Origin of the sequence: Haemophilus sp. HN_Hi16 (assembly GCF_049823435.1) — a bacterium.
GTDB lineage: Bacteria > Pseudomonadota > Gammaproteobacteria > Enterobacterales > Pasteurellaceae > Haemophilus > Haemophilus influenzae_D.
In genome coordinates this window covers 430,832-456,746 of record NZ_CP187500.1, presented here as the reverse complement: position 1 = coordinate 456,746, position 25,915 = coordinate 430,832, and the positions used below count along the sequence as shown (strand labels likewise).

19 protein-coding genes, 1 tRNA gene, 3 rRNA genes and 2 pseudogenes are annotated in these 25,915 nt (G+C 38.4%); 11 read left to right on the top strand and 14 right to left on the bottom strand.

Annotated elements, in window-relative coordinates:
* Nucleotides 1-3 precede the first annotated feature (3 nt).
* The 7 genes from ACPT9C_RS02290 to tfoX form a co-directional block, all read right to left on the bottom strand.
* On the bottom strand, nt 4-444 hold the full coding sequence (locus tag ACPT9C_RS02290; protein WP_061671325.1) for a DUF2489 domain-containing protein: 441 nt from the start codon (nt 442-444) through the stop codon (nt 4-6).
* Nucleotides 445-447: 3 nt separating this feature from the next.
* On the bottom strand, nt 448-1,008 hold the full coding sequence (yihI, locus tag ACPT9C_RS02285) for a Der GTPase-activating protein YihI (RefSeq protein WP_061671326.1): 561 nt from the start codon (nt 1,006-1,008) through the stop codon (nt 448-450).
* 180 nt (nt 1,009-1,188) lie between these two features.
* Nucleotides 1,189-1,304 (bottom strand): 5S ribosomal RNA (gene rrf / locus ACPT9C_RS02280).
* A 152-nt stretch (nt 1,305-1,456) separates the two neighbouring features.
* A 23S ribosomal RNA gene (locus ACPT9C_RS02275) occupies nt 1,457-4,354 on the bottom strand.
* Between the two features lie 269 nt (nt 4,355-4,623).
* A tRNA-Glu gene (locus ACPT9C_RS02270) sits at nt 4,624-4,699 on the bottom strand.
* 131 nt (nt 4,700-4,830) lie between these two features.
* Nucleotides 4,831-6,369, bottom strand: a 16S ribosomal RNA gene (locus ACPT9C_RS02265).
* Together the 16S, 23S and 5S rRNA genes with 1 tRNA gene alongside form the textbook arrangement of a ribosomal RNA operon.
* A 294-nt stretch (nt 6,370-6,663) precedes the next feature.
* Nucleotides 6,664-7,317, bottom strand: a complete 654-nt coding sequence (tfoX, locus tag ACPT9C_RS02260) for a DNA transformation protein TfoX (protein WP_076773806.1) — start codon at nt 7,315-7,317, stop codon at nt 6,664-6,666.
* A 371-nt stretch (nt 7,318-7,688) separates the two neighbouring features.
* On the opposite strand from tfoX, the gene recA reads away from it, so the two are divergent.
* The gene (gene recA, locus ACPT9C_RS02255; RefSeq protein WP_050848032.1) at nt 7,689-8,753 is read left to right on the top strand and encodes a recombinase RecA; all 1,065 of its coding nucleotides are present in this window, start codon (nt 7,689-7,691) and stop codon (nt 8,751-8,753) included.
* A 78-nt stretch (nt 8,754-8,831) separates the two neighbouring features.
* Nucleotides 8,832-9,290 carry a recombination regulator RecX gene (recX, locus tag ACPT9C_RS02250; RefSeq protein ID WP_050949418.1) on the top strand — a complete coding sequence of 153 codons (459 nt, stop codon included), beginning with the start codon at nt 8,832-8,834 and terminating at the stop codon, nt 9,288-9,290.
* Here the strand turns inward: recX and crcB are convergent.
* Both crcB and ACPT9C_RS02240 read right to left on the bottom strand, forming a co-directional pair.
* Complete coding sequence (gene crcB, locus ACPT9C_RS02245; protein WP_021034533.1) at nt 9,287-9,673, bottom strand: fluoride efflux transporter CrcB; 387 nt, start codon at nt 9,671-9,673, stop codon at nt 9,287-9,289. The genes recX and crcB overlap by 4 nt on opposite strands.
* The gene (locus ACPT9C_RS02240) at nt 9,673-10,491 is read right to left on the bottom strand and encodes a Cof-type HAD-IIB family hydrolase (RefSeq protein ID WP_021034534.1); all 819 of its coding nucleotides are present in this window, start codon (nt 10,489-10,491) and stop codon (nt 9,673-9,675) included. The genes crcB and ACPT9C_RS02240 overlap by 1 nt, the downstream gene beginning before the upstream one ends.
* Nucleotides 10,492-10,905: 414 nt before the next feature.
* On the opposite strand from ACPT9C_RS02240, the gene ACPT9C_RS02235 reads away from it, so the two are divergent.
* From ACPT9C_RS02235 to ACPT9C_RS02220, 4 genes and pseudogenes are all read left to right on the top strand, one after another.
* Nucleotides 10,906-11,910 (top strand): ornithine carbamoyltransferase, encoded by a 1,005-nt coding sequence (locus ACPT9C_RS02235; RefSeq protein ID WP_050949419.1) that lies wholly within the window; start codon nt 10,906-10,908, stop codon nt 11,908-11,910.
* A gap of 9 nt (nt 11,911-11,919) precedes the next feature.
* A complete protein-coding gene (gene arcC, locus ACPT9C_RS02230) occupies nt 11,920-12,852 on the top strand; it encodes a carbamate kinase (RefSeq protein WP_050848028.1) in 933 nt (310 codons plus the stop codon).
* A gap of 105 nt (nt 12,853-12,957) precedes the next feature.
* Nucleotides 12,958-14,487, top strand: a complete 1,530-nt coding sequence (locus ACPT9C_RS02225) for a YfcC family protein (RefSeq protein ID WP_050949420.1) — start codon at nt 12,958-12,960, stop codon at nt 14,485-14,487.
* Nucleotides 14,488-14,576: 89 nt separating this feature from the next.
* A pseudogene (locus tag ACPT9C_RS02220) lies at nt 14,577-15,044 on the top strand (Lrp/AsnC family transcriptional regulator).
* 36 nt (nt 15,045-15,080) lie between these two features.
* On the opposite strand, the gene ACPT9C_RS02215 reads toward ACPT9C_RS02220, so the two are convergent.
* Nucleotides 15,081-16,316, bottom strand: a complete 1,236-nt coding sequence (locus tag ACPT9C_RS02215) for a Zn-dependent hydrolase (protein ID WP_005692794.1) — start codon at nt 16,314-16,316, stop codon at nt 15,081-15,083.
* Between the two features lie 122 nt (nt 16,317-16,438).
* Between ACPT9C_RS02215 and pepE the strand changes: the two genes are divergently transcribed.
* The 4 genes and pseudogenes from pepE to ACPT9C_RS02195 form a co-directional block, all read left to right on the top strand.
* Nucleotides 16,439-17,143 (top strand): dipeptidase PepE, encoded by a 705-nt coding sequence (gene pepE, locus ACPT9C_RS02210; RefSeq protein ID WP_012055130.1) that lies wholly within the window; start codon nt 16,439-16,441, stop codon nt 17,141-17,143.
* Nucleotides 17,144-17,160: 17 nt separating this feature from the next.
* On the top strand, nt 17,161-18,456 hold the full coding sequence (gene dcuC, locus ACPT9C_RS02205) for a C4-dicarboxylate transporter DcuC (protein ID WP_042603616.1): 1,296 nt from the start codon (nt 17,161-17,163) through the stop codon (nt 18,454-18,456).
* A gap of 154 nt (nt 18,457-18,610) precedes the next feature.
* A complete protein-coding gene (locus tag ACPT9C_RS02200; protein ID WP_230304898.1) occupies nt 18,611-18,889 on the top strand; it encodes a helix-turn-helix domain-containing protein in 279 nt (92 codons plus the stop codon).
* Between the two features lie 40 nt (nt 18,890-18,929).
* Nucleotides 18,930-19,184 (top strand): annotated as a pseudogene (locus ACPT9C_RS02195) (transposase); the annotation flags it as partial.
* A gap of 103 nt (nt 19,185-19,287) precedes the next feature.
* On the opposite strand, the gene potE reads toward ACPT9C_RS02195, so the two are convergent.
* From potE to ACPT9C_RS02175, 4 genes are all read right to left on the bottom strand, one after another.
* A complete protein-coding gene (gene potE, locus ACPT9C_RS02190) occupies nt 19,288-20,604 on the bottom strand; it encodes a putrescine-ornithine antiporter (RefSeq protein ID WP_050949423.1) in 1,317 nt (438 codons plus the stop codon).
* Nucleotides 20,605-20,710: 106 nt separating this feature from the next.
* Nucleotides 20,711-22,873, bottom strand: coding sequence for an ornithine decarboxylase SpeF (speF, locus tag ACPT9C_RS02185; RefSeq protein ID WP_111688826.1), 2,163 nt, complete (start codon nt 22,871-22,873; stop codon nt 20,711-20,713).
* Between the two features lie 252 nt (nt 22,874-23,125).
* Nucleotides 23,126-23,320, bottom strand: a complete 195-nt coding sequence (gene speFL, locus ACPT9C_RS02180) for a leader peptide SpeFL (RefSeq protein WP_197532058.1) — start codon at nt 23,318-23,320, stop codon at nt 23,126-23,128.
* A 159-nt stretch (nt 23,321-23,479) separates the two neighbouring features.
* Nucleotides 23,480-23,629 carry a peptide transporter gene (locus tag ACPT9C_RS02175; RefSeq protein ID WP_076773263.1) on the bottom strand — a complete coding sequence of 50 codons (150 nt, stop codon included), beginning with the start codon at nt 23,627-23,629 and terminating at the stop codon, nt 23,480-23,482.
* Between the two features lie 228 nt (nt 23,630-23,857).
* Between ACPT9C_RS02175 and cpdB the strand changes: the two genes are divergently transcribed.
* Nucleotides 23,858-25,831: a 2',3'-cyclic-nucleotide 2'-phosphodiesterase gene (gene cpdB, locus ACPT9C_RS02170; RefSeq protein ID WP_118879955.1), complete on the top strand. Its 1,974-nt coding sequence runs from the start codon at nt 23,858-23,860 to the stop codon at nt 25,829-25,831.
* The last annotated feature ends 84 nt before the right edge of the window (nt 25,832-25,915 follow it).

The window sequence follows — 25,915 nt, the reverse complement described above, 5'->3', positions numbered from 1 at the left end:
TATTTAAATTAGCTCAATAGATTTAATATCTTCTAATAAAATATACAATTCTTGTTTAATATTTTTTTCAAACTGTGCTTCTGAACTTTCTCGAGCTAAATCCAGACGCATTCTTTCTCTTTTATCAAGTAGTTTACGATCATCATGTGTAGGCATATCACGCACCACTTCATATAAATTAGCCATCGCAGGATAAGATGATAAATTCTTACCAAAAGGCCTTAATAGCATTGTAAGACGAATTACGCCTTCAGAAAGATTACATTCTCCAGACTGCATTGCTCTAGCAATAATATCAATACTCTCTTTTAATCGTATAACCCGATTATTCTTAGCTTTAGCAATCAATTCCTTTTGAATTTTTAACTGTTTTAATAAACGTATTGTATATAAACTTAATCCAATCAATAAAGAAAATGCAATTACAATAAGTATCCAAATCATAAATTATCTAAATTGGTTAATATCAATGCGTTCAAAAGTGCGGTATAAATCATCTTCACTTTCATCTTCGTCTTCAATGCCAAGTTCTTCCATTAATTCAGAAATTCTATCTAAGCATTCATCTACAAATTGTTGATCTGCTTTACTAATAGCTTTACCTGCATCTAAAGCATCCAATAATTCATTAAGAATTTCATTATTTTCCAGATTTTCAAGCTCTTTCATTGGATCTTGTTTTTTCGCCTGTTTTATTACAGGAATTACTTGACCTTTTTCGGGCTTATTAACAAATTCAACAACCAACGGTATCTTTTTCTTACTACCAATTTTTGGATCTTTAATTTCATTTTGAAGTTTATTCGCTTTTTCTTCAACCGCACTATGACGAGATCCAGAAGCTAAACCTTTATGCTTACGTTTTTTCTTATCTTCACGAGCTTTAGCATCTAATTCATAACGTGTGAGTTTTTTACCCGAACGCGATTTCGGCATTTCCGGTTTTTTATCCGCTTTGCGGATTGGCATAATATCACTAATTTTGCGCGTTTTTTTCTTACGAGCCATTTAAGGTTATCCTTTTGAAAAAATTTGGTGGATTGTATCATTGGTGGGGGATTTTCTCACTAACAAATACAAACTTTATCTAAACTTATTTTGTTAAAGTATAAACTTCTAAAAAACAAAAACCCCAGCCTTTCGACTGGGGTTCTTCTTTTTTTATGTGATTTAGATTTGTATTTGATAACCCGGCGGTGCCCTACTCTCACATGGGGAAACCCCACACTACCATCGGCATTACAGCGTTTCACTTCTGAGTTCGGTATGGTCTCAGGTGGTTCCACCGCACTATCGCCGCCGGGATAATTCTTTGATAACTTCTCTCTTTGTTTCTTCTCTTTTACGACTTCACTTTTTTCGTCTCTCTTCTTATCGGCAACAAGCTGAATAGTTAGTTTAGTTTAGTTAATTTCTCTTCTCTTTCGCTCTTTTCCCAAAAACACTTGAGCGTTGTATAGTTAAGCCTCTCGGGCAATTAGTATCTGTTAGCTCAATGACTCACATCACTTACACACCAGACCTATCTACGTCTTCGTCTTAAACAACCCTTACTGTCTTAAAGACAGGGAGAACTCATCTCTTGGCAAGTTTCGTGCTTAGATGCTTTCAGCACTTATCTCTTCCGCACTTAGCTACCCGGCAATGCGTCTGGCGACACAACCGGAACACCAGTGGTGCGTCCACTCCGGTCCTCTCGTACTAGGAGCAGCCCCAACCAATTCTCCTACGCCCACGGCAGATAGGGACCGAACTGTCTCACGACGTTCTAAACCCAGCTCGCGTACCACTTTAAATGGCGAACAGCCATACCCTTGGGACCTACTTCAGCCCCAGGATGTGATGAGCCGACATCGAGGTGCCAAACACCGCCGTCGATATGAACTCTTGGGCGGTATCAGCCTGTTATCCCCGGAGTACCTTTTATCCGTTGAGCGATGGCCCTTCCATTCAGAACCACCGGATCACTATGACCTACTTTCGTACCTGCTCGACTTGTCTGTCTCGCAGTTAAGCTTGCTTATACCATTGCACTAACCTCACGATGTCCGACCGTGATTAGCAAACCTTCGTGCTCCTCCGTTACGCTTTGGGAGGAGACCGCCCCAGTCAAACTACCCACCAGACACTGTCCGAGACCACGTTCCGCAATCTTCGTTAGAACATCAAACGTTAAAGGGTGGTATTTCAAGGATGACTCCATAATCACTGGCGTGACTACTTCTAAGTCTCCCACCTATCCTACACATCAAAATTCAATGTTCAGTGTCAAGCTATAGTAAAGGTTCACGGGGTCTTTCCGTCTAGCCGCGGGTACACCGCATCTTCACGGCGATTTCAATTTCACTGAGTCTCGGGTGGAGACAGCCTGGCCATCATTATGCCATTCGTGCAGGTCGGAACTTACCCGACAAGGAATTTCGCTACCTTAGGACCGTTATAGTTACGGCCGCCGTTTACTGGGGCTTCGATCAGGTGCTTCTCTTTCGATTACACCATCAATTAACCTTCCAGCACCGGGCAGGCATCACACCCTATACCTCCACTTTCGTGTTTGCAGAGTGCTGTGTTTTTAATAAACAGTTGCAGCCAGCTGGTATCTTCGACCGGTTCAACCTTCGAGAGTAAATCTCTACAATCTACGCCGGCGCACCTTCTCCCGAAGTTACGGTGCTATTTTGCCTAGTTCCTTCACCCGAGTTCTCTCAAGCGCCTGAGTATTCTCTACCTGACCACCTGTGTCGGTTTTCAGTACGGTTTAGTAAAGCCTGTCGCTTAGTGGCTTTTCCTGGAAGTGTGGTATCAGTTACTTCAGCTCCTTAGAGCCTCGTCATCATCTCTCAGTGTTTAATAGAAGTCCGGATTTGCCTAAACTTCCCACCTACCAACTTAAACGCACATATCCAACAGTGCGATAACCTAACCTACTCCGTCCCCACATCGCAGCTTTACCAAGTACAGGAATATTAACCTGTTTCCCATCGACTACGCTTTTCAGCCTCGCCTTAGGGGCCGACTCACCCTGCCCCGATTAACGTTGGACAGGAACCCTTGGTCTTCCGGCGAACGGGTTTTTCACCCGTTTTATCGTTACTTATGTCAGCATTCGCACTTCTGATACGTCCAGCTAACCTCTCGATTAACCTTCATCCGCTTACAGAACGCTCCCCTACCCAACAGACTTTCGTCTGATGCCGCAGCTTCGGTGCTATATTTCAGCCCCGTTACATCTTCCGCGCAGGCCGACTCGACTAGTGAGCTATTACGCTTTCTTTAAATGATGGCTGCTTCTAAGCCAACATCCTAGCTGTCTAAGCCTTCCCACTTCGTTTCCCACTTAATATAGACTTGGGGACCTTAGCTGGCGGTCTGGGTTGTTTCCCTCTCCACGACGGACGTTAGCACCCGCCGTGTGTCTCCTGAGTATCACTCTTTGGTATTCGTAGTTTGCATCGGGTTGGTAATCCGGGATGGACCCCTAGCCGAAACAGTGCTCTACCCCCAAAGGTGTCACCTCAAGGCTCTACCTAAATAGATTTCGGGGAGAACCAGCTATCTCCCGGTTTGATTGGCCTTTCACCCCCAGCCACAAGTCATCCGCTAATTTTTCAACATTAGTCGGTTCGGTCCTCCAGTTAGTGTTACCCAACCTTCAACCTGCCCATGGCTAGATCACCGGGTTTCGGGTCTATACCTTGCAACTATTCGCCCAGTTAAGACTCGGTTTCCCTTCGGCTCCCCTATTCGGTTAACCTCGCTACAAAATATAAGTCGCTGACCCATTATACAAAAGGTACGCAGTCACCCTTTCAGGCTCCCACTGCTTGTACGTACAAGGTTTCAGGTTCTATTTCACTCCCCTCACCGGGGTTCTTTTCGCCTTTCCTTCACAGTACTGGTTCACTATCGGTCAATCAGGAGTATTTAGCCTTGGAGGATGGTCCCCCTTCTTCAAACAGGATATCACGTGTCCCGCCCTACTTCTCGTTAGCTTAGTACCACAATATGGTTTTTAGATACGGGATTATCACCCTCTTTGATTGTGTTTCCCAACACATTCTCCTAACTATACTGCTATCACTTACTGGCTCTTTCGCTTTCGCTCGCCGCTACTGACGAAATCTCGGTTGATTTCTTTTCCTCGGGGTACTTAGATGTTTCAGTTCTCCCGGTTTGCCTCAACAAGCTATGAATTCACTTGTTAATAGTAGATTCTTCATCTACTGGGTTTCCCCATTCGGATATCTTGGATTAAACGCCTCTTATCGACTCATCCAAGCTTTTCGCAGATTAGCACGTCCTTCTTCGCCTCTGATTGCCAAGGCATCCACCTTGTACGCTTAGTCACTTAACTATACAACCTCAAATGTTTTCAATCACTTTAAGTTTTCACTTCAAAGTGCGGTCAATTTGATGCGTATCTTCATTCAACTAAACACTTGATTGCTTTTGTTCAATCAAGATTTTATGCAAAACAGGTTTTGTTTTTAGAGTTTCCTTTTCAGTTCTCTCTTTCACTTTCCTATCTTGCCTACTCAGACTTTCTCTCGAAAATCTCTTGTTTTCAGCTTGTTTCCAATTTTTTAAAGAACAACAAGATAATCTAACAAAGTTATCTTTAATTGGCGTCCCCACGGGGATTCGAACCCCGGTTACCGCCGTGAAAGGGCGATGTCCTAGGCCTCTAGACGATGGGGACATCAATTAAAGATACTCTATCTTCTTTTTATCTTTTAACGTTTATTTTTCAACGTTGCTTTCGCTTCGTTTTTAATCTTGTCTACAACTATCAGCCAATCTGTGTGAGCACTCGCTGTCTCTCGTCTTTGGTAAGGAGGTGATCCAACCGCAGGTTCCCCTACGGTTACCTTGTTACGACTTCACCCCAGTCATGAATCATACCGTGGTAAACGCCCTCCTAAAGGTTAAGCTATCTACTTCTGGTACAACCCACTCCCATGGTGTGACGGGCGGTGTGTACAAGGCCCGGGAACGTATTCACCGCGACATTCTGATTCGCGATTACTAGCGATTCCGACTTCATGGAGTCGAGTTGCAGACTCCAATCCGGACTTAGACGTACTTTATGAGATTCGCTCCACCTCGCAGCTTCGCTTCCCTCTGTATACGCCATTGTAGCACGTGTGTAGCCCTACTCGTAAGGGCCATGATGACTTGACGTCATCCCCACCTTCCTCCAGTTTATCACTGGCAGTCTCCTTTGAGTTCCCGACCGTATCGCTGGCAACAAAGGATAAGGGTTGCGCTCGTTGCGGGACTTAACCCAACATTTCACAACACGAGCTGACGACAGCCATGCAGCACCTGTCTCAACGTTCCCGAAGGCACTCCAATATCTCTATCGGATTCGTTGGATGTCAAGAGTAGGTAAGGTTCTTCGCGTTGCATCGAATTAAACCACATGCTCCACCGCTTGTGCGGGCCCCCGTCAATTCATTTGAGTTTTAACCTTGCGGCCGTACTCCCCAGGCGGTCGATTTATCACGTTAGCTACGGGCGCCAGAGTTAAACCCCAACCCCCAAATCGACAGCGTTTACAGCGTGGACTACCAGGGTATCTAATCCTGTTTGCTCCCCACGCTTTCGCACATGAGCGTCAGTACATTCCCAAGGGGCTGCCTTCGCCTTCGGTATTCCTCCACATCTCTACGCATTTCACCGCTACACGTGGAATTCTACCCCTCCCTAAAGTACTCTAGTTACCCAGTCTGAAATGCTATTCCCAGGTTAAGCCCGGGGCTTTCACACCTCACTTAAATAACCGCCTGCGTGCCCTTTACGCCCAGTTATTCCGATTAACGCTCGCACCCTCCGTATTACCGCGGCTGCTGGCACGGAGTTAGCCGGTGCTTCTTCTGTATTTAACGTCAATTTGATGTACTATTAACACATCAACCTTCCTCAATACCGAAAGAACTTTACAACCCGAAGGCCTTCTTCATTCACGCGGCATGGCTGCGTCAGGGTTCCCCCATTGCGCAATATTCCCCACTGCTGCCTCCCGTAGGAGTCTGGACCGTGTCTCAGTTCCAGTGTGGCTGGTCATCCTCTCAGACCAGCTAGAGATCGCAGGCTTGGTAGGCCTTTACCCCACCAACTACCTAATCCCACTTGGGCTCATCCTATGGCATGCGGCCTTACAGTCCCGCACTTTCATCTTCCGATTCTACGCGGTATTAGCGACAGTTTCCCGTCGTTATCCCCCTCCATAAGCCAGATTCCCAAGCATTACTCACCCGTCCGCCACTCGTCAGCAAGAAAGCAAGCTTCCTCCTGCTACCGTTCGACTTGCATGTGTTAAGCCTGCCGCCAGCGTTCAATCTGAGCCATGATCAAACTCTTCAATTCAAGTTCAATCGCTCAATATACTGCTTAGCTATAAATAAACACTACTTAAAAAAGTAATGATGAATTTTCAGTTAAGCACCTATTAAGACTTCAAAATTAAAAATAGTTTTAAAACAAGTCAATCAACAAGTGCCCACACAGATTGTCTGATATATTGTTAAAGAGCAAAAAAGAACGACGCACTTGGAAACTTAAAAAACTTCACAACAGTGCGTCGTTGTGTGCGGTGCATTATAGGGATTTTCAAATCCCTTGCAAGTACTTTTTACAAAAATTTATTTGAATGAGCAAATTTTATTCATCATCTAATTTTCTATAGCCTTTCAAGCCATTTTTTCTCAAAACTTCGTTTAATTTCTTCAATAAACGCTCTTTTTCAGCTTGACTTAACATCTGACTATTTTTATTTTGCAAAGCACATACTAACTTCCAATAAAAATCAAGCGTAGCACCACTGCCATTTTTCTTTAATTCTACCAATGCATTTTCTGCACCAATTTCTCTTAGCATCACAACATCTGTAATACCAACTTTTATTAAAGCTCTTTCGTGTTTAATCGTTAAATTGGGTAAATCCTTTAATCGATTTAACTTTCTTAACGTATATTCTAGCTTCTGCTCAAGAATCTGCTTAATAGAAAGAATAATCAATTTTCTACATAACATATTATTACGTAAAACCTGTTCAGTAAGTGCATAATATTGTGAAAGCACAAACCGTTTATTCAATTCATTCGTTGTAAAAGGTTCACAACCTAATTTTATTAATTGAGTTGCAAGCTCATCTTCACCTCGTAAATAAAGCTTTTTATTTTGCCAGATGGCAAACATTGTCTCTTCCTTGTGAAACAAACCGTAACCAGTAAAAAGATTTTTAAAGGTAACATTTCCTACTAACAGGTCTAGCAAAGAGCAAACTTTATCTATATGCCCATCCTTTATATTCATATATAACCTCCAATGAATAATTATTTTAAAAGAATCAGTAGAAGTACTTCTGATTTCATTTATATCATGACATTTTTACTACACCTAAATATAAATCTCAGATTTGTGAAGCAGATCGTAAATTTGAAATTTATTTTTATGTAAACGATTGGTTTATATATAAATATACTATATTTAAAACTTTTTTTGCGATTAAAAATCGTACATAATTTGATCTAATTATTCTATCAAAACTTTTATTTTTAGACTAACTCACCTTTTTTACTAGAATGTATACCCCATATTTTTTATTAATATAAATATTTTTCTTGATCTGTACATCAATACAGATATAATCATAAAAAATTGGACATTCAAACAGGAATTTAATTATGGCAACTCAAGAAGAAAAACAAAAAGCACTAGCGGCTGCATTAGGGCAAATAGAAAAACAATTTGGTAAAGGCTCAATTATGAAATTAGGCGATACTAAAACGTTGGATGTAGAATCTATTTCTACCGGATCACTTGGCTTAGATGTTGCACTGGGAATTGGTGGTTTACCTATGGGTCGAATTGTAGAAATCTTCGGACCCGAATCATCTGGTAAAACAACATTAACTCTTTCCGTCATTGCTCAAGCGCAAAAAGCAGGAAAAACCTGTGCATTTATTGATGCAGAACACGCACTTGACCCTATTTATGCAGCAAAACTAGGTGTAGATGTAAAAGAACTTTTTGTTTCTCAACCAGATAATGGAGAACAAGCACTTGAAATATGTGATGCATTAGTTCGTTCTGGCGCAATTGATGTAATTATTGTGGACTCCGTTGCCGCACTGACACCAAAAGCTGAAATTGAAGGCGATATGGGGGATTCTCATATGGGTCTGCAAGCGCGTTTAATGTCTCAAGCTTTGCGTAAACTCACAGGTCAAATTAAAAATGCAAACTGTCTAGTTGTGTTTATTAACCAAATCCGTATGAAAATAGGTGTAATGTTTGGTAATCCTGAAACCACTACAGGCGGTAATGCATTAAAATTCTATTCATCCGTTCGCTTAGATATTCGCCGTACAGGTTCTGTAAAAGACGGGGAAAATATTATAGGAAATGAAACTCGCGTAAAAGTAGTAAAAAACAAACTAGCAGCACCATTCCGCCAAGTGGATTTCCAAATTCTCTATGGAGAAGGCATTTCAAAAGCAGGTGAATTATTAGAACTTGGGGTAAAACACAAACTTGTAGAAAAATCAGGTGCGTGGTATTCCTATAATGGCGAAAAAATTGGTCAAGGAAAGGCTAATTCAATGAAATGGCTTAACGAAAATATAGAAAAATCAGATGAATTAGAAGCTCGTTTACGTGCTGAATTAGTAGCTAATCCAGAACAAGCCTTAATGGCTGACATTGAACAATCTGAAAATAGTTCAGAATCAGAAAGTGATTTTGAATAAAGAAAATTACAAATGCTAAAAGTGCGGTTAAAAATGACCGCACTCTATATCAATTCAATAAAATGAAGGAATCATTCCTTGTCATCTCTTGCTTTTAATTACATAGTCAATCTTCTTACACGCAGAGAATATAGTGAATTCGAGCTCCGCAATAAAATGCAGGAAAAGAACTTTTCGGAAGAAGAAATTGATGAAGCTTTATCTCAATGCCAAGCAAAAAATTGGCAAAGTGATCGTCGTTTTTCAGAAAATTATCTAAATTCACGCGCGCAAAAAGGTTATGGTGTAGTAAGAATTCGACAAGAATTACTCCAATTAAAAGGTGTGTCTTCTGATATTATTGATGAAGTTTTAATGGAATCAGAAATTGATTGGTATGAAATGGCTGAGAACTTGTTACGTAAAAAATTCCCAAATTATAACGAACAGCAAACGCCTAAAATGAAACAAAAAATTTGGCAATATATGCTATCACATGGATTTCGTAGCGATGAATTTGCTGATTTAATTGGGCAAAACCAAAGTGAATGGGATTAATGTAAAAGTTGAGAACAAATTTTATATATCCAAATACCCAACCCAGTCATAGCTAAACATCCAAATAAATGCATAATCAATACACAAAATCCATTTAACCACTTGTCATTAAAAAATAATTCCACAACTTCGGAAGAAAAAGACGAAAATGTAGTTAGCGATCCTAAAAAACCAGTAATTAAAAATAACCGCCATTCAGAACTAATTTGTGGGAATTGCCAAAAAATCCCAAGTAATACACCAATAATTAAACAACCAAGCAAATTAGCGATTAAAGTCCCAAAAGCAAAGGAAGAAAATAAAGGATTAAATAACAATCCTATAGTCCAACGCAATGACGCGCCTAATATTGCACCACAACTTATGAATAATAATGCCTGCATTAATAATCTAATCCAAATTGAGTTCGCAAATAACAAGCGACTGATTCTTCTTTATTTGAGCCAATAACTTCTAAATCTGGACAAGCCGTTTTTAAACGAATATCAGCATCTTTCATAATGCAACCTTTTCCAGCCCAAGAAAGCATTTCTACATCATTCATTCCATCACCAAAAGCAATACAGTCTTTTAACTCATATTCTCGTGATTCGAGTAAATGTTTTAATGCATCCCCTTTTGAAACATTCTTATTCATTACTTCCAAACAAGCTAATGCAGAATAAACAATTGTCGTCACGTCACCAAACTTATCTCGTAAATAGGTTTCTACTTCAACTAAATCCTCTGGAGTTTTACCAATAAAAAAGACTTTTTCTGTCCCACGTCCATGATGTTTGGAAAAATCAACTACGTTATAATCAAATCCTGATTCTTTGTGGAACTGACGCATTGCAGGAATATCTTTATTAGTAAACCAACCTTCATCTTGATAGCTATTCATGCATACTTTGGACGTATCAAATGGCGTTTTGTAAAGCTCGAGAACTAATTCTTCAGGCAAGCTATTGCTATAAAGCAAATTACCCTGTAAATCCCGTACACGAGCACCATTTGATGTAATCATAACCGCACGTTCCGCACCAATTTTTCCAAGAATGGATGACACATCGGTATGATTACGTCCTGTTGCCAAAATAATATCTACGCCTTTTTGCTCTAATGCTCTCAGCGTATCAATGGTAAGATCACCCACTAAATGTTCAGGTGTTAAAAGCGTGCCATCTAAATCAGACACCATTGCTCGAAAAGGTAAATTCATAAAAACCTCAAAAAATAAACTATGCTTATCATATCACTAAATATACAAATGGTACTTGCTGAAGATCAATGTATTAAAAACTGTAATAAAAATAACCGCACTTTTATTAAGCATCAATAGACACATTCCTCTTTATCCAATAATAAGCTAAAACATATTTTCGTTTAAATTGATCTACTATTAGAAATTAAACAAATACCAATAAAGAGTTAGTTTATTTTTATTAGAATGAATATAAATTCTAATAAAGCTAAAAATCTCGCAATAAAATTCTACATACTGGAATTACCAGTTGAAAAACGATAACAAATTTCATTTTACCTCTCTTATAATACAAGTGTTCGAACAACAAGCAGTACCTCGAATGATGTATGTTTATTCCCCAATGGATAGTCAAAAAACAAGGAGATTATTATGGCTTTCAATATGAAAAACAGACATTTACTTAGTCTTGTTCATCACACAGAACGTGAAATTAAATATCTCTTAGATCTCTCCCGAGATTTGAAACGAGCCAAATATACAGGCACAGAACAACAAAAATTAAAAGGCAAAAATATCGCACTCATCTTTGAAAAAACCTCCACTCGCACACGCTGTGCATTTGAAGTCGCCGCTTATGACCAAGGCGCACAAGTCACCTATATCGACTCTAACTCCTCCCAAATTGGCCACAAAGAAAGTATGAAAGATACCGCCCGCGTATTAGGCAGAATGTATGATGGCATTGAATATCGTGGCTTTAAACAAAGTATCGTTCAAGAACTTGCTGATTATGCTGGTGTGCCAGTATTCAATGGTTTAACCGATGAATTCCACCCAACACAAATGCTTGCTGATGTGCTTACCATGATTGAACATTGCGACAAACCATTAAGCGAAATTAGCTATGTCTATATTGGGGATGCTCGTAATAATATGGGTAATTCACTTTTATTAATTGGTGCAAAATTGGGTATGGATGTGCGGATTTGTGGACCTAAAACATTATTACCAGAAGCAAGTCTTGTGGAAATGTGCGAAAAATTTGCGAAAGAAAGCGGCGCTCGTATTACCGTAACTGAAGATATTGACAAAGCGGTGAAAGGTGTTGATTTTGTTCATACTGATGTGTGGGTTTCAATGGGTGAACCATTAGAAACTTGGGGCGAACGCATTAAATTATTACTTCCTTATCAAGTAACCCCTGAATTAATGAAACGCACTGATAATCCAAAAGTGAAATTTATGCACTGCTTGCCAGCCTTCCATAACAGCGAAACCAAAGTTGGTCGTCAAATTGCTGAAAAATATCCTGAATTAGCTAATGGTATTGAAGTGACTGAAGATGTATTTGAATCGCCAATGAACATTGCATTTGAACAAGCAGAAAACCGTATGCACACAATTAAAGCTGTAATGGTAGCAAGTTTGGCATAAGGAAAACGTATGAGAATAGTGATTGCATTAGGCGGTAATGCGTTATTACGACGCGGAGAACCAATGACAGCCGAAAATCAACGACAAAATGTTCGCATTGCTTGTGAGCAAATTGCTAAGATTTGGCCAAATAATGAATTAGTGATAGCACACGGTAATGGTCCACAAGTGGGTTTGCTCGCCTTACAAGGTGCTGCTTATACTGATGTGCCAACCTATCCTTTAGATGTATTGGGAGCAGAAACAGCTGGAATGATTGGTTATATGATTCAACAAGAACTCGGTAATTTAGTTCCATTTGAAGTGCCATTTGCAACGTTATTATCTCAAGTAGAAGTTGATATCAACGACCCAGCTTTCAAAAATCCAACTAAACCAATTGGTCCTGTTTATACGAAAGAAGAGGCTGAACGTTTGGCAAAAGAAAAAAATTGGTCTATCGCACAAGATGGAGATAAATATCGTCGCGTTGTGCCAAGCCCATTGCCAAAACGTATTTTTGAAATTCGCCCAGTAAAATGGTTGCTTGAAAAAGGCAGTATCGTCATTTGTGCGGGTGGCGGTGGTATTCCAACTTATTATGATGAACAGCATAATTTACAAGGTGTTGAAGCTGTTATAGACAAAGATTTATGTTCAGCTTTACTTGCAGAAAATCTTGATGCTGATTTATTCATCATTGCAACTGACGTTTCCGCAACCTTCGTAGATTGGGGAAAACCAACCCAAAAAGCAATTTCAGTTGCCTCACCTAAAGCGATTTCAGAACTTGGTTTTGCAGCAGGTTCTATGGGACCAAAAGTACAAGCAGCCATCAACTTTGCGAAACAAACAGGAAAAGATGCAGTAATAGGTTCTTTATCTGATATTGTGGATATTGTGAAAGGCAAAGCTGGTACACGTATTACGAAAAAAGCTGAAGGCATATCCTATTACGCTTAAATAATAAAGGTGCTTTGTGAAATCATTCTCAAAGTAAAAAGTGCGGTCGGTTTAACCGATGTTTTTACCAACCGCACTTTAAACGTTACACATAAGGAGCTCGCTATGGATGCGTCCAAAAAGAAGAAAACGTTTAATTTCCCATCAGCGTTTACAATTTTATTTGCAATATTAATTCTCGCTGTTGGATTAACCTGGATAATTCCATCTGGTTCATATTCAAAATTAACATATAATTCCACTGATAATGTCTTTGTGGTCAAAGCTTATGGCGTTGATGATAAAACTTATCCCGCCACAACAGACACTCTTGATAATCTCAATATAAAAATTAAACTCTCCAATTTCACCGAAGGCGTGATCAAAAAACCAATCGCTATTCCTGGTACTTATCAACGTGTAGAACAACACCATAAAGGCATTGAAGATATCACCAAAAGTATGGTTGAAGGCACCATCGAAGCCGTTGATGTTATGGTCTTTATCTTTGTATTAGGTGGTATGATTGGTGTCATTAACCGTACCGGTTCTTTTAATGCCGGTTTGATGGCTCTCGTGAAAAAAACCAAAGGCAATGAGTTTTTTATTGTATTCAGCGTATCTGTTTTAATGGTGTTAGGCGGTACAACCTGTGGTATCGAAGAAGAAGCAGTGGCATTCTATCCGATTCTGGTGCCAGTATTCTTAGCTCTGGGATATGATGCAATAGTCTGTGTAGGAGCTATATTCCTTGCTTCATCTATGGGATCTGCATTCTCTACAATTAACCCATTCTCCGTTGTTATCGCATCAAATGCAGCTGGTATTCAATTTACTGAAGGTATTGGTTTCCGTGCTCTAGGTTTAGCTTTAGGCGCAACTTGCGTAATCGTATATCTTTATTGGTACTGTAAAAAAATCAAAGCTGACCCAAGTTTTTCTTTCACTTATGACGATCGCGAAGAATTTCGCCAACGTTATATGAAGAACTTTGATCCAAATGCAACTATCGCATTCTCAGCTCGTCACAAATTAATCTTAACGCTTTTCTGCATTGCATTCCCTATTATGATTTGGGGTGTAATGGTTGGCGGATGGTGGTTCCCTCAAATGGCTGCATCTTTCCTTTCCATTACTATCATCATTATGTTTATCAGTGGCTTGTCTGAAAAAGATATTGTGGAATCTTTCACTGAAGGTGCATCAGAATTAGTAGGCGTATCCTTAATCATTGGTCTTGCTCGTGGCGTAAACTTAGTACTCGAACAAGGTATGATTTCTGACACCATCCTTGATTATATGTCTAATGTAGTTAGTGGTATGCCAGGTAGCGTATTCATCTTAGGTCAATTAGTCGTATTTATTTTCCTAGGCTTAATCGTGCCGTCTTCTTCAGGCTTAGCCGTGCTTTCAATGCCAATTATGGCTCCACTTGCTGACTCAGTGGGTATTCCACGCGATATCGTGGTTTCTGCTTACAACTGGGGACAATATGCAATGCTATTCTTAGCACCAACAGGATTAGTATTGGTGACACTCCAAATGTTGCATATTCCATTTGATAGATGGGTTAAATTCGTGATGCCTATGATTGGATGTTTATTACTAATCGGATCTATTTTACTGGTAGTACAAGTATCCTTATATAGCGTTTAATTAGTCAAATTGCCGCCTAGATCACAGTTTTTCTAGGCGGTTTCTTTTATACTAGGTTATCTTTTTTGTTAGCATAAAAAAGATTTACTATGCTTAAAAAACGCTTCGATAATATCGATACCCGTATTCTTAAAGCATTGCAACGCAATGGTCGATTACAAAATAATGAACTTGCCAACGAAATAGGGCTTTCAAATTCAGCTTGTTTACGCCGAGTAAATCAACTGGAAGAAAGCAGCGTAATTGATAGTTATGTTGCCTTATTGAATCCCAAGAAAATAAATTGTCATCTTATCGTTTATGCATTAGGTTCTTTCTTTGAAGAAGATCCAGAATTAAAAGAGCGGTTTATTTTTGAAGTGAAACTAATCCTTTAAATTACCGAATGCCATTTTATGGCAGGAACCTTCGATTTTCTTCTGACACTTTGTGTATCAGATTTAGAAGAGTTTAACCACATTAAAACCACCTATCTTAATTCCAGGCTTGGCATTAAAACCTTAAAATCAGAAGTTACTCTAAAAAAGGTTAAGTCAACAACTGAGTTGCCTTTATAAAAAAACTCGTATTATTTATACGAGTTTTTATAATAATTAACAAACTTCAGCCTGTTCTAATATAACTTTTTGTAAAACTTTAATTCCTGCCTCTATATCTTTCCAATCTGTAAATTCAAGAGGGTTATGACTAATTCCAAAATGAGATGGAACAAAAATCATACCTGTCGGACAAAGTGTTGCCATATGCATTGCATCATGTCCAGCACCACTTGGCATTATTTCGTAAGAATAACCAAGGGAATGTGCAGTTTCAGCTATTTGGTTTACCATATTTTCAGGTAATACTATTGGATTATCTTTTGAAATAAGTTGCAACTCAATTAATAATCCTCTTTTTTCTGAAACTTTACTAACTTCCTCTTGTAATAATTCAAATACAGAATCTCTAGCTTGTACATGTGTACCTCGAATATCTACTAATAATTCACAATATCCTGGCACAACATTCATTACTCCTGGTTTAGCTGTAATATTACCTACAGTAGCTACTGTAGAATGTCCAGCTTGAATAGCCGCTTGCTCAATAGCAAGTGATAATTCAGCTCCTCCTAACAATGCATCATGACGATAATGCATTGCTGTTGCTCCTGAATGATCCGCTTGTCCTTTAATTTTAACAATTGCACGAATTGGAGCAGCAATACCTGTCACAACACCTATTGTTTTTCCTTCATTCTCTAAACGAGGGCCTTGTTCTATATGAAGTTCAAAAAAACATTTAAATTCCTTTGCATCACGTTTTGCTTGATTAATCAAATTAAAATTCATTCCTACTTCAGCCATAGCTTCTGATAAACCCTTTCCTTGTTTATCACGTAACAAACTTAATTTTTCTTGATTTACTATGCCACACATAACTTTACTACCCAATGTAGCAAAATTAAATCTACTCGATTCTTCACAAGTAAAAATTATCAATTCTAAAGGATAACGAGTCTGAATATTCTGTTCACACAATTGCAAAAGAATTTCCAACCCAGCAACAGATCCCAAAGGACCATCAAATTTACCCGCATTCACAACAGTATCAATATGCGATCCGAATGCAACTGCAGGTAAAAAATCTTCTTTACCTGCCTTACGAATAAAAAGATTTCCAATTGAATCTCGACGAATAGATAAATCATATTCTTTACATAATTCAATAATCATATTATGGGCCTTTTCATCCTCCTCTGTAAAAGCTAAGCGAGTCAGCTCGTTTGGTACTGATGAAATAAAAGCCAGTTTTTCAATTAAATTTTGAACACGATTAAGATTAATTGACATAGTTTTCTCCTGATATGATTTATTTTTTGATATTCGTCAAACAATAATAATTTTTCGTTGAAAATTAACCTTTTCTAAGCGTAATATCGGTATTTCTAAATACCTATAAAAAGGAGTAGAAAATGAAAAACATGTTACTGCTCAGTAGCTCAAAATACAAGAACACAGGTTATCTTGAACACACTCTACCTTGGTTACAAAATTTCTTGGCGGATTATCGTGGTAAAACAATTGCTTTTGTGCCTTATGCTGGGGTACGCCGCACTTTTGATGAATACGAAAAAACTGTGCAAAATGCACTTTCTTATTTAGAGATGAATATTGTTTCCGTTCATCATGGTAAACAGCATCGAGATATTATTGAACAAGCAGATGTCATCGCTATTGGCGGCGGGAATACATTTTGTTTGTTAAAACAGCTTTATGAACACAATTTAATTGATATCATTCGTGAAAAAGTGAATAACAGTACGCCTTATTTTGGTTGGAGTGCTGGGGCAAATGTAGTGGGTGCATCCATTATGACAACGAATGATATGCCGATTACTTATCCTCCTTCATTTCAAGCATTACAGCTTTTTCCTCATCAAATTAATCCGCACTTTATTTCAGGTAAAATGCAAGGTCATAATGGCGAAAGCCGAGAAGAACGTTTGGCTGAATTTTTACTCGTTAATCCAACCGCACTTGTATATGCATTGCCTGAAGGTTCTGCACTTCATATACAAAATGAAATGGCAACTGTGTTGGGTGAAAATCCTATTTTGTGCTTCAGTGAAAATATGGAATGTGGCACATTTGATATCAATACAACTTTTTCTTATTAACTTAAAAGGAACATATAATGGAATTATTCAAATCCATCGTTGCAGTGATTGGCATTATTGCCACAATTTATTTTCTGATTAAAAAAGCCGAAACCCGAACAGTTTTGATTGGTGTCGGTTTAATAATGTCCATTCTGACGCTGAATCCAATGGGTGCATTAGATGCTTTTGCCAAAAGCATGACATCTGGCGGATTAATTATGGCCATCTGTTCTAGTATGGGTTTTGCTTATGTAATGAAATACACTCAATGTGACACTCATCTAGTGCATTTACTTACCAAACCATTAAGCGGATTAAAATTCTTCTTAATTCCGATTGCAACAGTCATCACCTTTTTCATCAATATTGCTATTCCTTCTGCTGCTGGTTGTGCAGCTGCGGTTGGTGCAACATTAATTCCTGTTTTAAAAAGTGCGGGTGTTCGACCAGCTACTGCTGGTGCAGCTATTTTAGCAGGAACTTTTGGATCAATGATGAGCCCAGGTTCTTCTCACTCAGCAATGATTAGTGAAATGTCAGGCTTAACTATCACTCAAGTAAACCTTTCACATGCGCCATATAACATGATTGCGGGAGCAATAGGTGCTGTTGTTTTAACAATTCTTGCGCTTGTTTTTAAAGATTATGGTGAACAACATCGCCAAGCTTATCTTGCAGAACAAAAAGAAAATGAAATTAAAGTTGTTGAAGGTGTCAATGTACTTTATGCCCTTGCACCATTAATACCATTAGTTATTTTAGTGATTGGTGGAACATCATTACAACAAGTACCGGGTCTTGAATGGACTAAAATGGGCGTTCCTCAAGCGATGCTGATTGGTGCAATTTACGGCATTATCGTCACTCGTATTTCTCCAGTAAAAATTACTGAAGAATTTTTCAATGGTATGGGAAATTCTTATGCAAACGTACTTGGTATTATCATTGCAGCCAGTGTATTTGTGGCAGGATTAAAATCTACGGGCGCAGTGGATGCGGCAATTTCTTTCTTAAAAGAATCCAACGAATTTGTACGTTGGGGTGCAACAATTGGACCATTCTTAATGGGATTAATTACAGGTTCTGGCGATGCAGCAGCTATCGCTTTTAATACAGCCGTCACGCCACATGCTGTAGAACTCGGCTACACTCACGTAAATCTTGGTATGGCAGCAGCAATTGCTGGTGCAATCGGTCGTACAGCTTCACCAATTGCAGGTGTAACCATTGTTTGTGCAGGCCTTGCTATGGTAAGCCCAGTAGAAATGGTAAAACGTACCGCACCAGGCATGATACTTGCTGTTTTATTCTTAGCATTATTTATGTTGTAAAAATAGTAAAAAATTGACCGCACTTTATTGATCTGCACCCCAAAAGTTGGGCTAACCAAACCAACAATTGAGGTGCAGATTTTTTATGGGTAAACACTACACAATCGAATTTAAATTACAGGTTATTCAACCTATTTTGAATAGGAATAGGAAAATGAGTATTAGAGAAGCTGCACGTTTTTATAATATTCCTTCCAACGCCTTAGTCGGGACGTGGTTGAAACGGTTTGAAAAAAGTAGCATAAAAGGACTTATTCCCAGTAAACCATCAGGACGACTGCCGATGAAACCTAAATATGCAAAAATGCCACCACCCAAAACTGAAGAAGACCGTTTACGTTTGAGAATTTTACAGCTTGAAGAGGAGGTAGCTTACCTAAAGGAGTTGAGAAGACTCAGACTTCAGGACGAAGCCGAGCAAAGGATTAAATAAAGCTTGTGGTGTCATTTTACATTCAGACCTGGGATGACAAGCTTATCGTCGAATCTTGGCTGAACATGGTATCATTCAAAGTATGTCTAGAAAAGGGAATTGCTTGGATAACGCTGCGATGGAAAGTTTCTTTGGGAGATTAAAAACGGAATGTTTTTATGGTCGGGAATTTAACAATAGAGAGTAGATAGTTGATGCCGTCAGGGATTATTTGGATTACTATAATCACCGACGGATTCAACTAAAATTAAAAGGACTGAGTCCGGTACAATATCGAAAACAATCCTTTAAATGACAGTCTAACTTTTTGGGGTCAGATCATTTCAACCGCTCTTTTGTACTTAGCTTATTACTACTCGAAAGAGCCTACATTAAGATGTAGGCTTTTCTTTTTTTAATTAAGCTTGAGATTTTTTAAGGTCAAATTTGTAAGAAACAAAACCATACAATGTCCAACCGATAAAGGTCACAATTGAACCATATAACATCGCTTGTTCACCGGCTGCATAAAGTGCATAGATACTATAGAGTGAACCAATAAAGGCAACAAAAACGGTTGTTTTATATTTTTGTGGCGCAACATTTTCCTCTTTCAATAATACTGCGAGAGCAGCCATTGAGAGCAAGTATGGGATGACGTTTGTAACCACTGCTAAGTCCACCAACACATTGAATTGTTTATTTAATGATGGGCTGATTGTCATTAAAGAAAGTAAAGTTTGTAACGCAGTAATAGTAATCATACCAACAACAGGCGCATCTTTACTGGTAACTTTTTTGAAAAATGCTGGGAAATAACCTTCTTCTGCTGAAGATTTGAATACTTGAGCAATAGTGAACTGCCAGCCTAATAATGAACCAAAGCAAGACATCACCATTAAGACCATGATAACTTTACCGACAATTTCATCAAACATATGAGCAAAGGCTAAACCGAATGGTGCTGTTGAATTAGCGAGTTCAAGGTTAGGTACAATACCTGCAATCACGTTAGTTGAAACAATATAAATTACCGCTGCCCCTAAAGTACCACCAAGTACTGCGATTGGTACGTTTTTCTCTGGATTTTCAACTGCATCTGCGTTAGCGCAAGCTGATTCTAACCCTAAGAACGCCCATAATGTCATTGAAATAGATACACCGATCGCTTCAAAAGTTGGTACATTATGTGGGTTCCAAGAGTTTACATACATTGAACCATCAAACCATTTCCAACCAATGATAGAAATACCAACTACAGGGATAATTACGCCCCAGATAGTAAATGAACTTATATTACCGGTGATTCTTGCACCACCAAAGTTAAGAACGGTTGCAAGCCAAAGGGTGAAGATGGTCCATAATGCGATAGAAAGTGGAGAAAGGGTTGCGCCGAGAAGCTCTGAACCATAACCCACCGCAGAAATCGCGATTGCTGTATTCGCAATAACTAATGATACACCGTAAGTGTAGTTAGCCATGAAGTTACCGGCTTTACCGAAAGAGTATTCCGCATAACCGCCCATACCACCAGATTTTTTACTGAACATACCGCATTGTGCGAATGCATAAGCTAAGGCTGTTGAACCAACGGCTGTTACAAGCCAAGAAACGATGGAAATAGTCCCAATTTCGGCTAATTTGGTCGGTAACATAATGATACCGGAACCCATCATATTAACCATGGTAAGAATGGTGAGTTGTACTACACCAATTTTATTACTTTTAGCGCTCATAATTTATACTCCTACAAGTGCGGTCAAAAAATCAGATGTTTTTAACCGCACTTTCTTTTGTTTGTGCTGAGAGGGTTATGAGGAAGATCCTCACAACCTCACTTTATTAATAGTCAGTTAAAACATAGCCATATGCACGAGTACGTCCATCAGGGTCTTTTTGTAAGTAAACCCCTTGGATTTCAGGTGCGAAACCAGGTAATGTGTTGATACCTTCTTCTAATGCAAGGAAGTATTTTTGTGCAGTTGGACTCCATCTTTCTCCAGGCACCACACATAACACACCTGGAGGATAAGGTAATGCACCTTCCGCAGCCACACGACCAACAATATCAGTCAATGGAACGAGTTCAACTTTGTTACGAACGAATTCAATATTCGCATCGTGTGGATTTAACGCATATTCCGGTAATGTTGCTTTACGGAATAGGTCTTTTTGAAGTTGTTTTACATTGCGGCTTACATAAAGGTCATGCATTTCTTGGCATAATTGACGGATAGTATAGTCTTTGTAACGGTCTTCATTGTTTTTATACACAGTTGGCAATACATCTTTTAATAAAGAGTCTTGTTTAATGTGTTTTTCAAACAAGGCGATTTGAGCGACCAAAGTTTGCATTTTGGTGAGGGTTTCTGCCGGAGTGAGCAAGAATAAGATTGAGTTCAAGTCACATTTTTCCGGAATAATACCGTTTTCACGTAAGTAGTTAGCAAGAATAGTTGCTGGTACACCAAATTTTTCATATTCGCCTGTTTCTAAGCTAATACCTGGTGTGGTAAGCAAGAATTTACAAGGGTCAACGAAGTATTGTTCATCAGCATAGCCTTCAAATTTATGCCATGTATCTGTTGGGTGAAATTTGAAGAATTCGAGATTAGTTGCGATTTCTTCTGTGTCATAATCTTGCCATTTTTTACCTTTAATTGTGGTTGGAATAAATGGACGAATTAATTCACAGTGATTTAACACTAATTTACGCGCTTCGATACCTACTTTCACACATTCATGCCATAAGCGACGACCCGCTTCGCTACCTTGAATTTTTGCATTCACATCTAACGCCGCAAATAATGGATAGAACGGACTGGTTGACGCATGTAACATAAAGGCATTATTGAAACGTTTGTGGTTTACATAACGATCTTGACCTTTAATGTGTTTATCTTTTTTGTGAATTTGTGAAGTTTGTGAGAAACCTGCTTGTTGTTTATGAACAGATTGAGTCACTAAAATACCAGGGTCATTTTCATTTAATTCAAGCAATAATGGAGAGCAGTCTTTCATCATTGGAATAAATTGTTCATAACCTACCCATGCAGAGTCGAATAAGATGTAGTCACAAAGATGACCAATTTTATCTACCACTTGACGTGCGTTATAAATTGTACCGTCATAAGTACCTAATTGAATAACGGCTAAACGGAATGGACGTTTTTGGTTTAATTTTTCAGGCGCCACTTCTTTAATTAATGATTTCAAATAATCTTCTTCGAAGCAGTGACTATCGATACCACCAATGAAACCAAATGGATTACGTGCAGTTTCTAAGTAAATTGGGGTTGCACCCGCTTGAATTAATGCACCATGGTGGTTTGATTTATGGTTATTACGGTCAAATAATACTAAATCGCCCGGAGCAAGTACTGCGTTTAATGCAACTTTGTTTGAAGAAGATGTACCATTTAATACGAAGTAAGTTTTATCTGCATTGAATACTTGAGCAGCATATTTTTGTGCATCACAAGCTGCACCTTCGTGAATTAACAAGTCACCTAATTTCACGTCTGCATTACAAATATCTGAACGGAAAATGTTTTCACCGTAGAAGTCATAAAGGAAACGACCTGCTGGGTGTTTACGGTAGTATTGACCACCTTGATGTCCCGGACAGTCAAAAGCAATATTACCCATTTCTACATATTCACTTAACATTTTGAAGAATGGAGGTAACATTTTTTCTTCATAAAGTCTTGCAGCAGTTTCGATTTGACGGCTATAAAGCTTAATGTCATAACCATTTAAATCTTGAATATGATAAATAGCATCATAGAATTTCGGATCAACTTGTTCTTCTTCAGTTTGAACAACAAATACTGGGATACCAAAATTTGTTGCTTGAATACGTTCAAGGTATTCACCTACATCCCCTGATGTCAACATGATAGCTGCAACATCAGTAAAGTCTGTTTTGGTAATTTCAACTAATTCTCTATTTGTAGAGAAATATTGTTCAACTTTTGGATTATATGCAATTTTTAAGTTTGGCATAATAAACTCCTTTTATTTATTTTTTCGACGTAAAGTTACCCTGCGCTATTAATTTTAATAACGCAATAGATTTATTTAGAATAAAACAACTCGCTCTAGTTTTTTAATATAAAAAACTAAAGTAAGAATTTTTATTTTAAATTAAATAAGATTAAGTTAATTTCACAAAATATTTCTTGCCTGTTCTAGACAATACAAAAATATTCAGAAATTAATCTATGGAGACTCTCTAAACAGAGAGAACAACTCTGTTTAGAGAGCCGTGTTGGATGGTTTATTTTGAGAAGCGAATACTGAGTATGAGAAGCAAGAGCGATGCGATGGCATCATAATATGGCGTGTACGACGGATATGCGCCATCAAAGAACGACCTTTTATCGGATTAAACCATAAAAGTCTCAATACTTTCGTATAGACGTATCTGTGTATATATGTACGAAGTAGCATAGAAAAATTCCCTCTTTCTATCTAAACTAACCTTAGTTAGGTATATTCTCTGCTTGTGTAAATATCATGTCAATAATATTTTTCAAAAAATGTGATCATTATCAAAAAATAAATTTAATTTTTATATAAAAATAAAACCACAAAAAGTATGGAGATAAATTATTCTTGATTGCCTTTTAATTTTTGTTGTTCTGTGCCTGCATATTTAGCACGTTTCAAATCACGTGATAAATCTAACAAATAATTAATTTCGCGTTCTGAATGATGAACAAGACTCAATAAGTGTCTATTTTTAAGATTAAAAGCCATAGAGATCTCCTTATCGGATGCCATCAATAATGGCTACCTTACTGTGAATGAAGTTATTTTTACTGGATTGGATACCCTATTTTTGTCCCAAACGTGAAGTTTTGCAACCAAATTCAATCCCTTATTTTGTGATGCATATCACACTTCATTTCATAACTTTATATTTCACTTTCTTTATATATAAAAGAGCTTTAAAATCTTGCCGATTCTTACACAACAGGAGCTCATATGATCAACAGAAGATATTTCATCCAGCTTGGCGCAAGCAGCATTTTAGCGTTAAGTGCGAGCCGTTTTGCTTTTGCGAAAAGCGACACACAAGTCGATTTACGCATTGTGGCAACAACAGATGTTCATAGTTTCTTGACCGATTTTGACTATTATAAAGATGCACCAACCGATAAATTCGGTTTTACTCGTGCGGCAAGCCTTATTCGTCAAGCACGTGCTGAAGTGAAAAATAATGTATTAGTAGATAACGGTGACCTAATTCAAGGTAATCCAATTGCCGACTATCAAGCTGCACAAGGCTATAAAGAGGGTAAATCTAACCCTGCGGTCGATTGTTTAAATGCGATGAATTATGAAGTGGGTACATTAGGTAACCACGAATTTAACTATGGTCTCAATTATCTTGCAGATGCCATCAAACAAGCTAAATTCCCAATTGTGAATGCGAACGTAGTAAAAGCGGGGACAGAAGAACCTTATTTCACACCTTATGTCATTCAAGAAAAATCTGTGGTGGATAATAATGGCAAAACACATAAATTAAAAATTGGTTACATCGGCTTTGTGCCACCGCAAATTATGGTTTGGGATAAAGCGAACCTTCAAGGTAAAGTGGAAACCCATGATATTGTAAAAACAGCACAAAAATATGTACCTGAAATGAAGAAAAAAGGGGCTGATATTATCGTTGCATTAGCTCACACAGGCCCATCTGATGAACCTTATCAAGAAGGTGCTGAAAACTCAGCATTCTATCTAGCTGATGTACCACATATTGACGCCGTTATTTTTGGTCACTCACACCGTTTATTCCCAAATAAAGAATTTGCGAAATCACCAAATGCAGACATCGTAAATGGTACCGTAAAAGGCGTACCAGAAAGTATGGCTGGTTACTGGGCAAATAATATCAGCGTGGTGGATTTAGGCTTAACAGAACACAAAGGCAAATGGATTGTTACCTCTGGAAAAGCGGTACTTCGTCCAATCTATGATGCTAAAAATAAAAAAGTGCTTGCAGAAAATGACCCAGAAATTACCGCACTTTTAAAACCAGTTCACGAAGCTACACGTAAGTTTGTTTCTCAACCTATTGGTAAAGCAACAGATAATATGTACAGCTTCTTGGCGTTGGTGCAAGATGATCCAACCATCCAAATAGTGAACCAAGCACAAAAAGCGTATGTAGAAAAAGTTGCACCAAGTATTGCAGCAATGGCTGGCTTACCTATTTTAAGTGCAGGAGCACCATTTAAAGCTGGTGGTCGTAAAAATGACCCAACGGGTTATACCGAAGTAAATAAAGGTGAATTAACTTTCCGTAATGCGGCGGATTTATACCTTTACCCGAACACGCTTGTGGTAGTGAAAGCGACAGGCGAACAATTAAAAGAATGGTTAGAGTGCAGTGCAGGTATGTTTAAACAAATTGACCCTACAAGTGATAAACCACAATCATTAATCGACTGGGAAGGTTTCCGTACTTACAACTTTGATGTGATTGATGGTGTCAATTATGAATATGATCTAACTAAACCTGCACGTTATGATGGTGAATGTAAATTGATCAACCCAGAATCGCATCGTGTAGTAAACCTCACTTATCAAGGCAAACCAGTTGATCCAAAAGCAGAATTCTTGATTGCAACGAATAACTATCGTGCTTACGGTAATAAATTCCCAGGTACTGGCGATCAACATATTGTTTACGCATCACCAGATGAAAACCGTCAAATTTTAGCTGATTACATTAAAGTAACCAGTGAAAAAGAAGGTTCTGTAAACCCTAGCGCGGATAAAAACTGGCGTTTTGTGCCTATCACAGGTAACGATAAATTAGATGTCCGTTTTGAAACATCGCCAAGTGAACAAGCGGCGAAATTTATCACTGAAAAAGCACAATACCCGATGAAACAGGTGGGTACAGATGAAATTGGTTTTGCAGTGTATCAAATTGATTTGTCTAAATAATAATTAGGAAAATAAAATGCCGCCTGAAAATTAAAATTTAAGTGGCATTTTTTCTTTTAAAGTGCGGTCAAATTTTTAAGTATT

What these genes read in the sequence shown, in the direction of transcription:
- ACPT9C_RS02290 (WP_061671325.1), bottom strand. Translation starts at nt 444, where the DNA reads ATGATTTGGATACTTATTGTAATTGCATTTTCTTTATTGATTGGATTA.
- yihI (WP_061671326.1), bottom strand. Translation starts at nt 1,008, where the DNA reads ATGGCTCGTAAGAAAAAAACGCGCAAAATTAGTGATATTATGCCAATC.
- tfoX (WP_076773806.1), bottom strand. Translation starts at nt 7,317, where the DNA reads ATGAATATAAAGGATGGGCATATAGATAAAGTTTGCTCTTTGCTAGAC.
- recA (WP_050848032.1), top strand. Translation starts at nt 7,689, where the DNA reads ATGGCAACTCAAGAAGAAAAACAAAAAGCACTAGCGGCTGCATTAGGG.
- crcB (WP_021034533.1), bottom strand. Translation starts at nt 9,673, where the DNA reads ATGCAGGCATTATTATTCATAAGTTGTGGTGCAATATTAGGCGCGTCA.
- ACPT9C_RS02240 (WP_021034534.1), bottom strand. Translation starts at nt 10,491, where the DNA reads ATGAATTTACCTTTTCGAGCAATGGTGTCTGATTTAGATGGCACGCTT.
- ACPT9C_RS02235 (WP_050949419.1), top strand. Translation starts at nt 10,906, where the DNA reads ATGGCTTTCAATATGAAAAACAGACATTTACTTAGTCTTGTTCATCAC.
- arcC (WP_050848028.1), top strand. Translation starts at nt 11,920, where the DNA reads ATGAGAATAGTGATTGCATTAGGCGGTAATGCGTTATTACGACGCGGA.
- ACPT9C_RS02225 (WP_050949420.1), top strand. Translation starts at nt 12,958, where the DNA reads ATGGATGCGTCCAAAAAGAAGAAAACGTTTAATTTCCCATCAGCGTTT.
- ACPT9C_RS02215 (WP_005692794.1), bottom strand. Translation starts at nt 16,316, where the DNA reads ATGTCAATTAATCTTAATCGTGTTCAAAATTTAATTGAAAAACTGGCT.
- pepE (WP_012055130.1), top strand. Translation starts at nt 16,439, where the DNA reads ATGAAAAACATGTTACTGCTCAGTAGCTCAAAATACAAGAACACAGGT.
- dcuC (WP_042603616.1), top strand. Translation starts at nt 17,161, where the DNA reads ATGGAATTATTCAAATCCATCGTTGCAGTGATTGGCATTATTGCCACA.
- ACPT9C_RS02200 (WP_230304898.1), top strand. Translation starts at nt 18,611, where the DNA reads ATGAGTATTAGAGAAGCTGCACGTTTTTATAATATTCCTTCCAACGCC.
- potE (WP_050949423.1), bottom strand. Translation starts at nt 20,604, where the DNA reads ATGAGCGCTAAAAGTAATAAAATTGGTGTAGTACAACTCACCATTCTT.
- speF (WP_111688826.1), bottom strand. Translation starts at nt 22,873, where the DNA reads ATGCCAAACTTAAAAATTGCATATAATCCAAAAGTTGAACAATATTTC.
- speFL (WP_197532058.1), bottom strand. Translation starts at nt 23,320, where the DNA reads ATGCTACTTCGTACATATATACACAGATACGTCTATACGAAAGTATTG.
- ACPT9C_RS02175 (WP_076773263.1), bottom strand. Translation starts at nt 23,629, where the DNA reads ATGGCTTTTAATCTTAAAAATAGACACTTATTGAGTCTTGTTCATCAT.
- cpdB (WP_118879955.1), top strand. Translation starts at nt 23,858, where the DNA reads ATGATCAACAGAAGATATTTCATCCAGCTTGGCGCAAGCAGCATTTTA.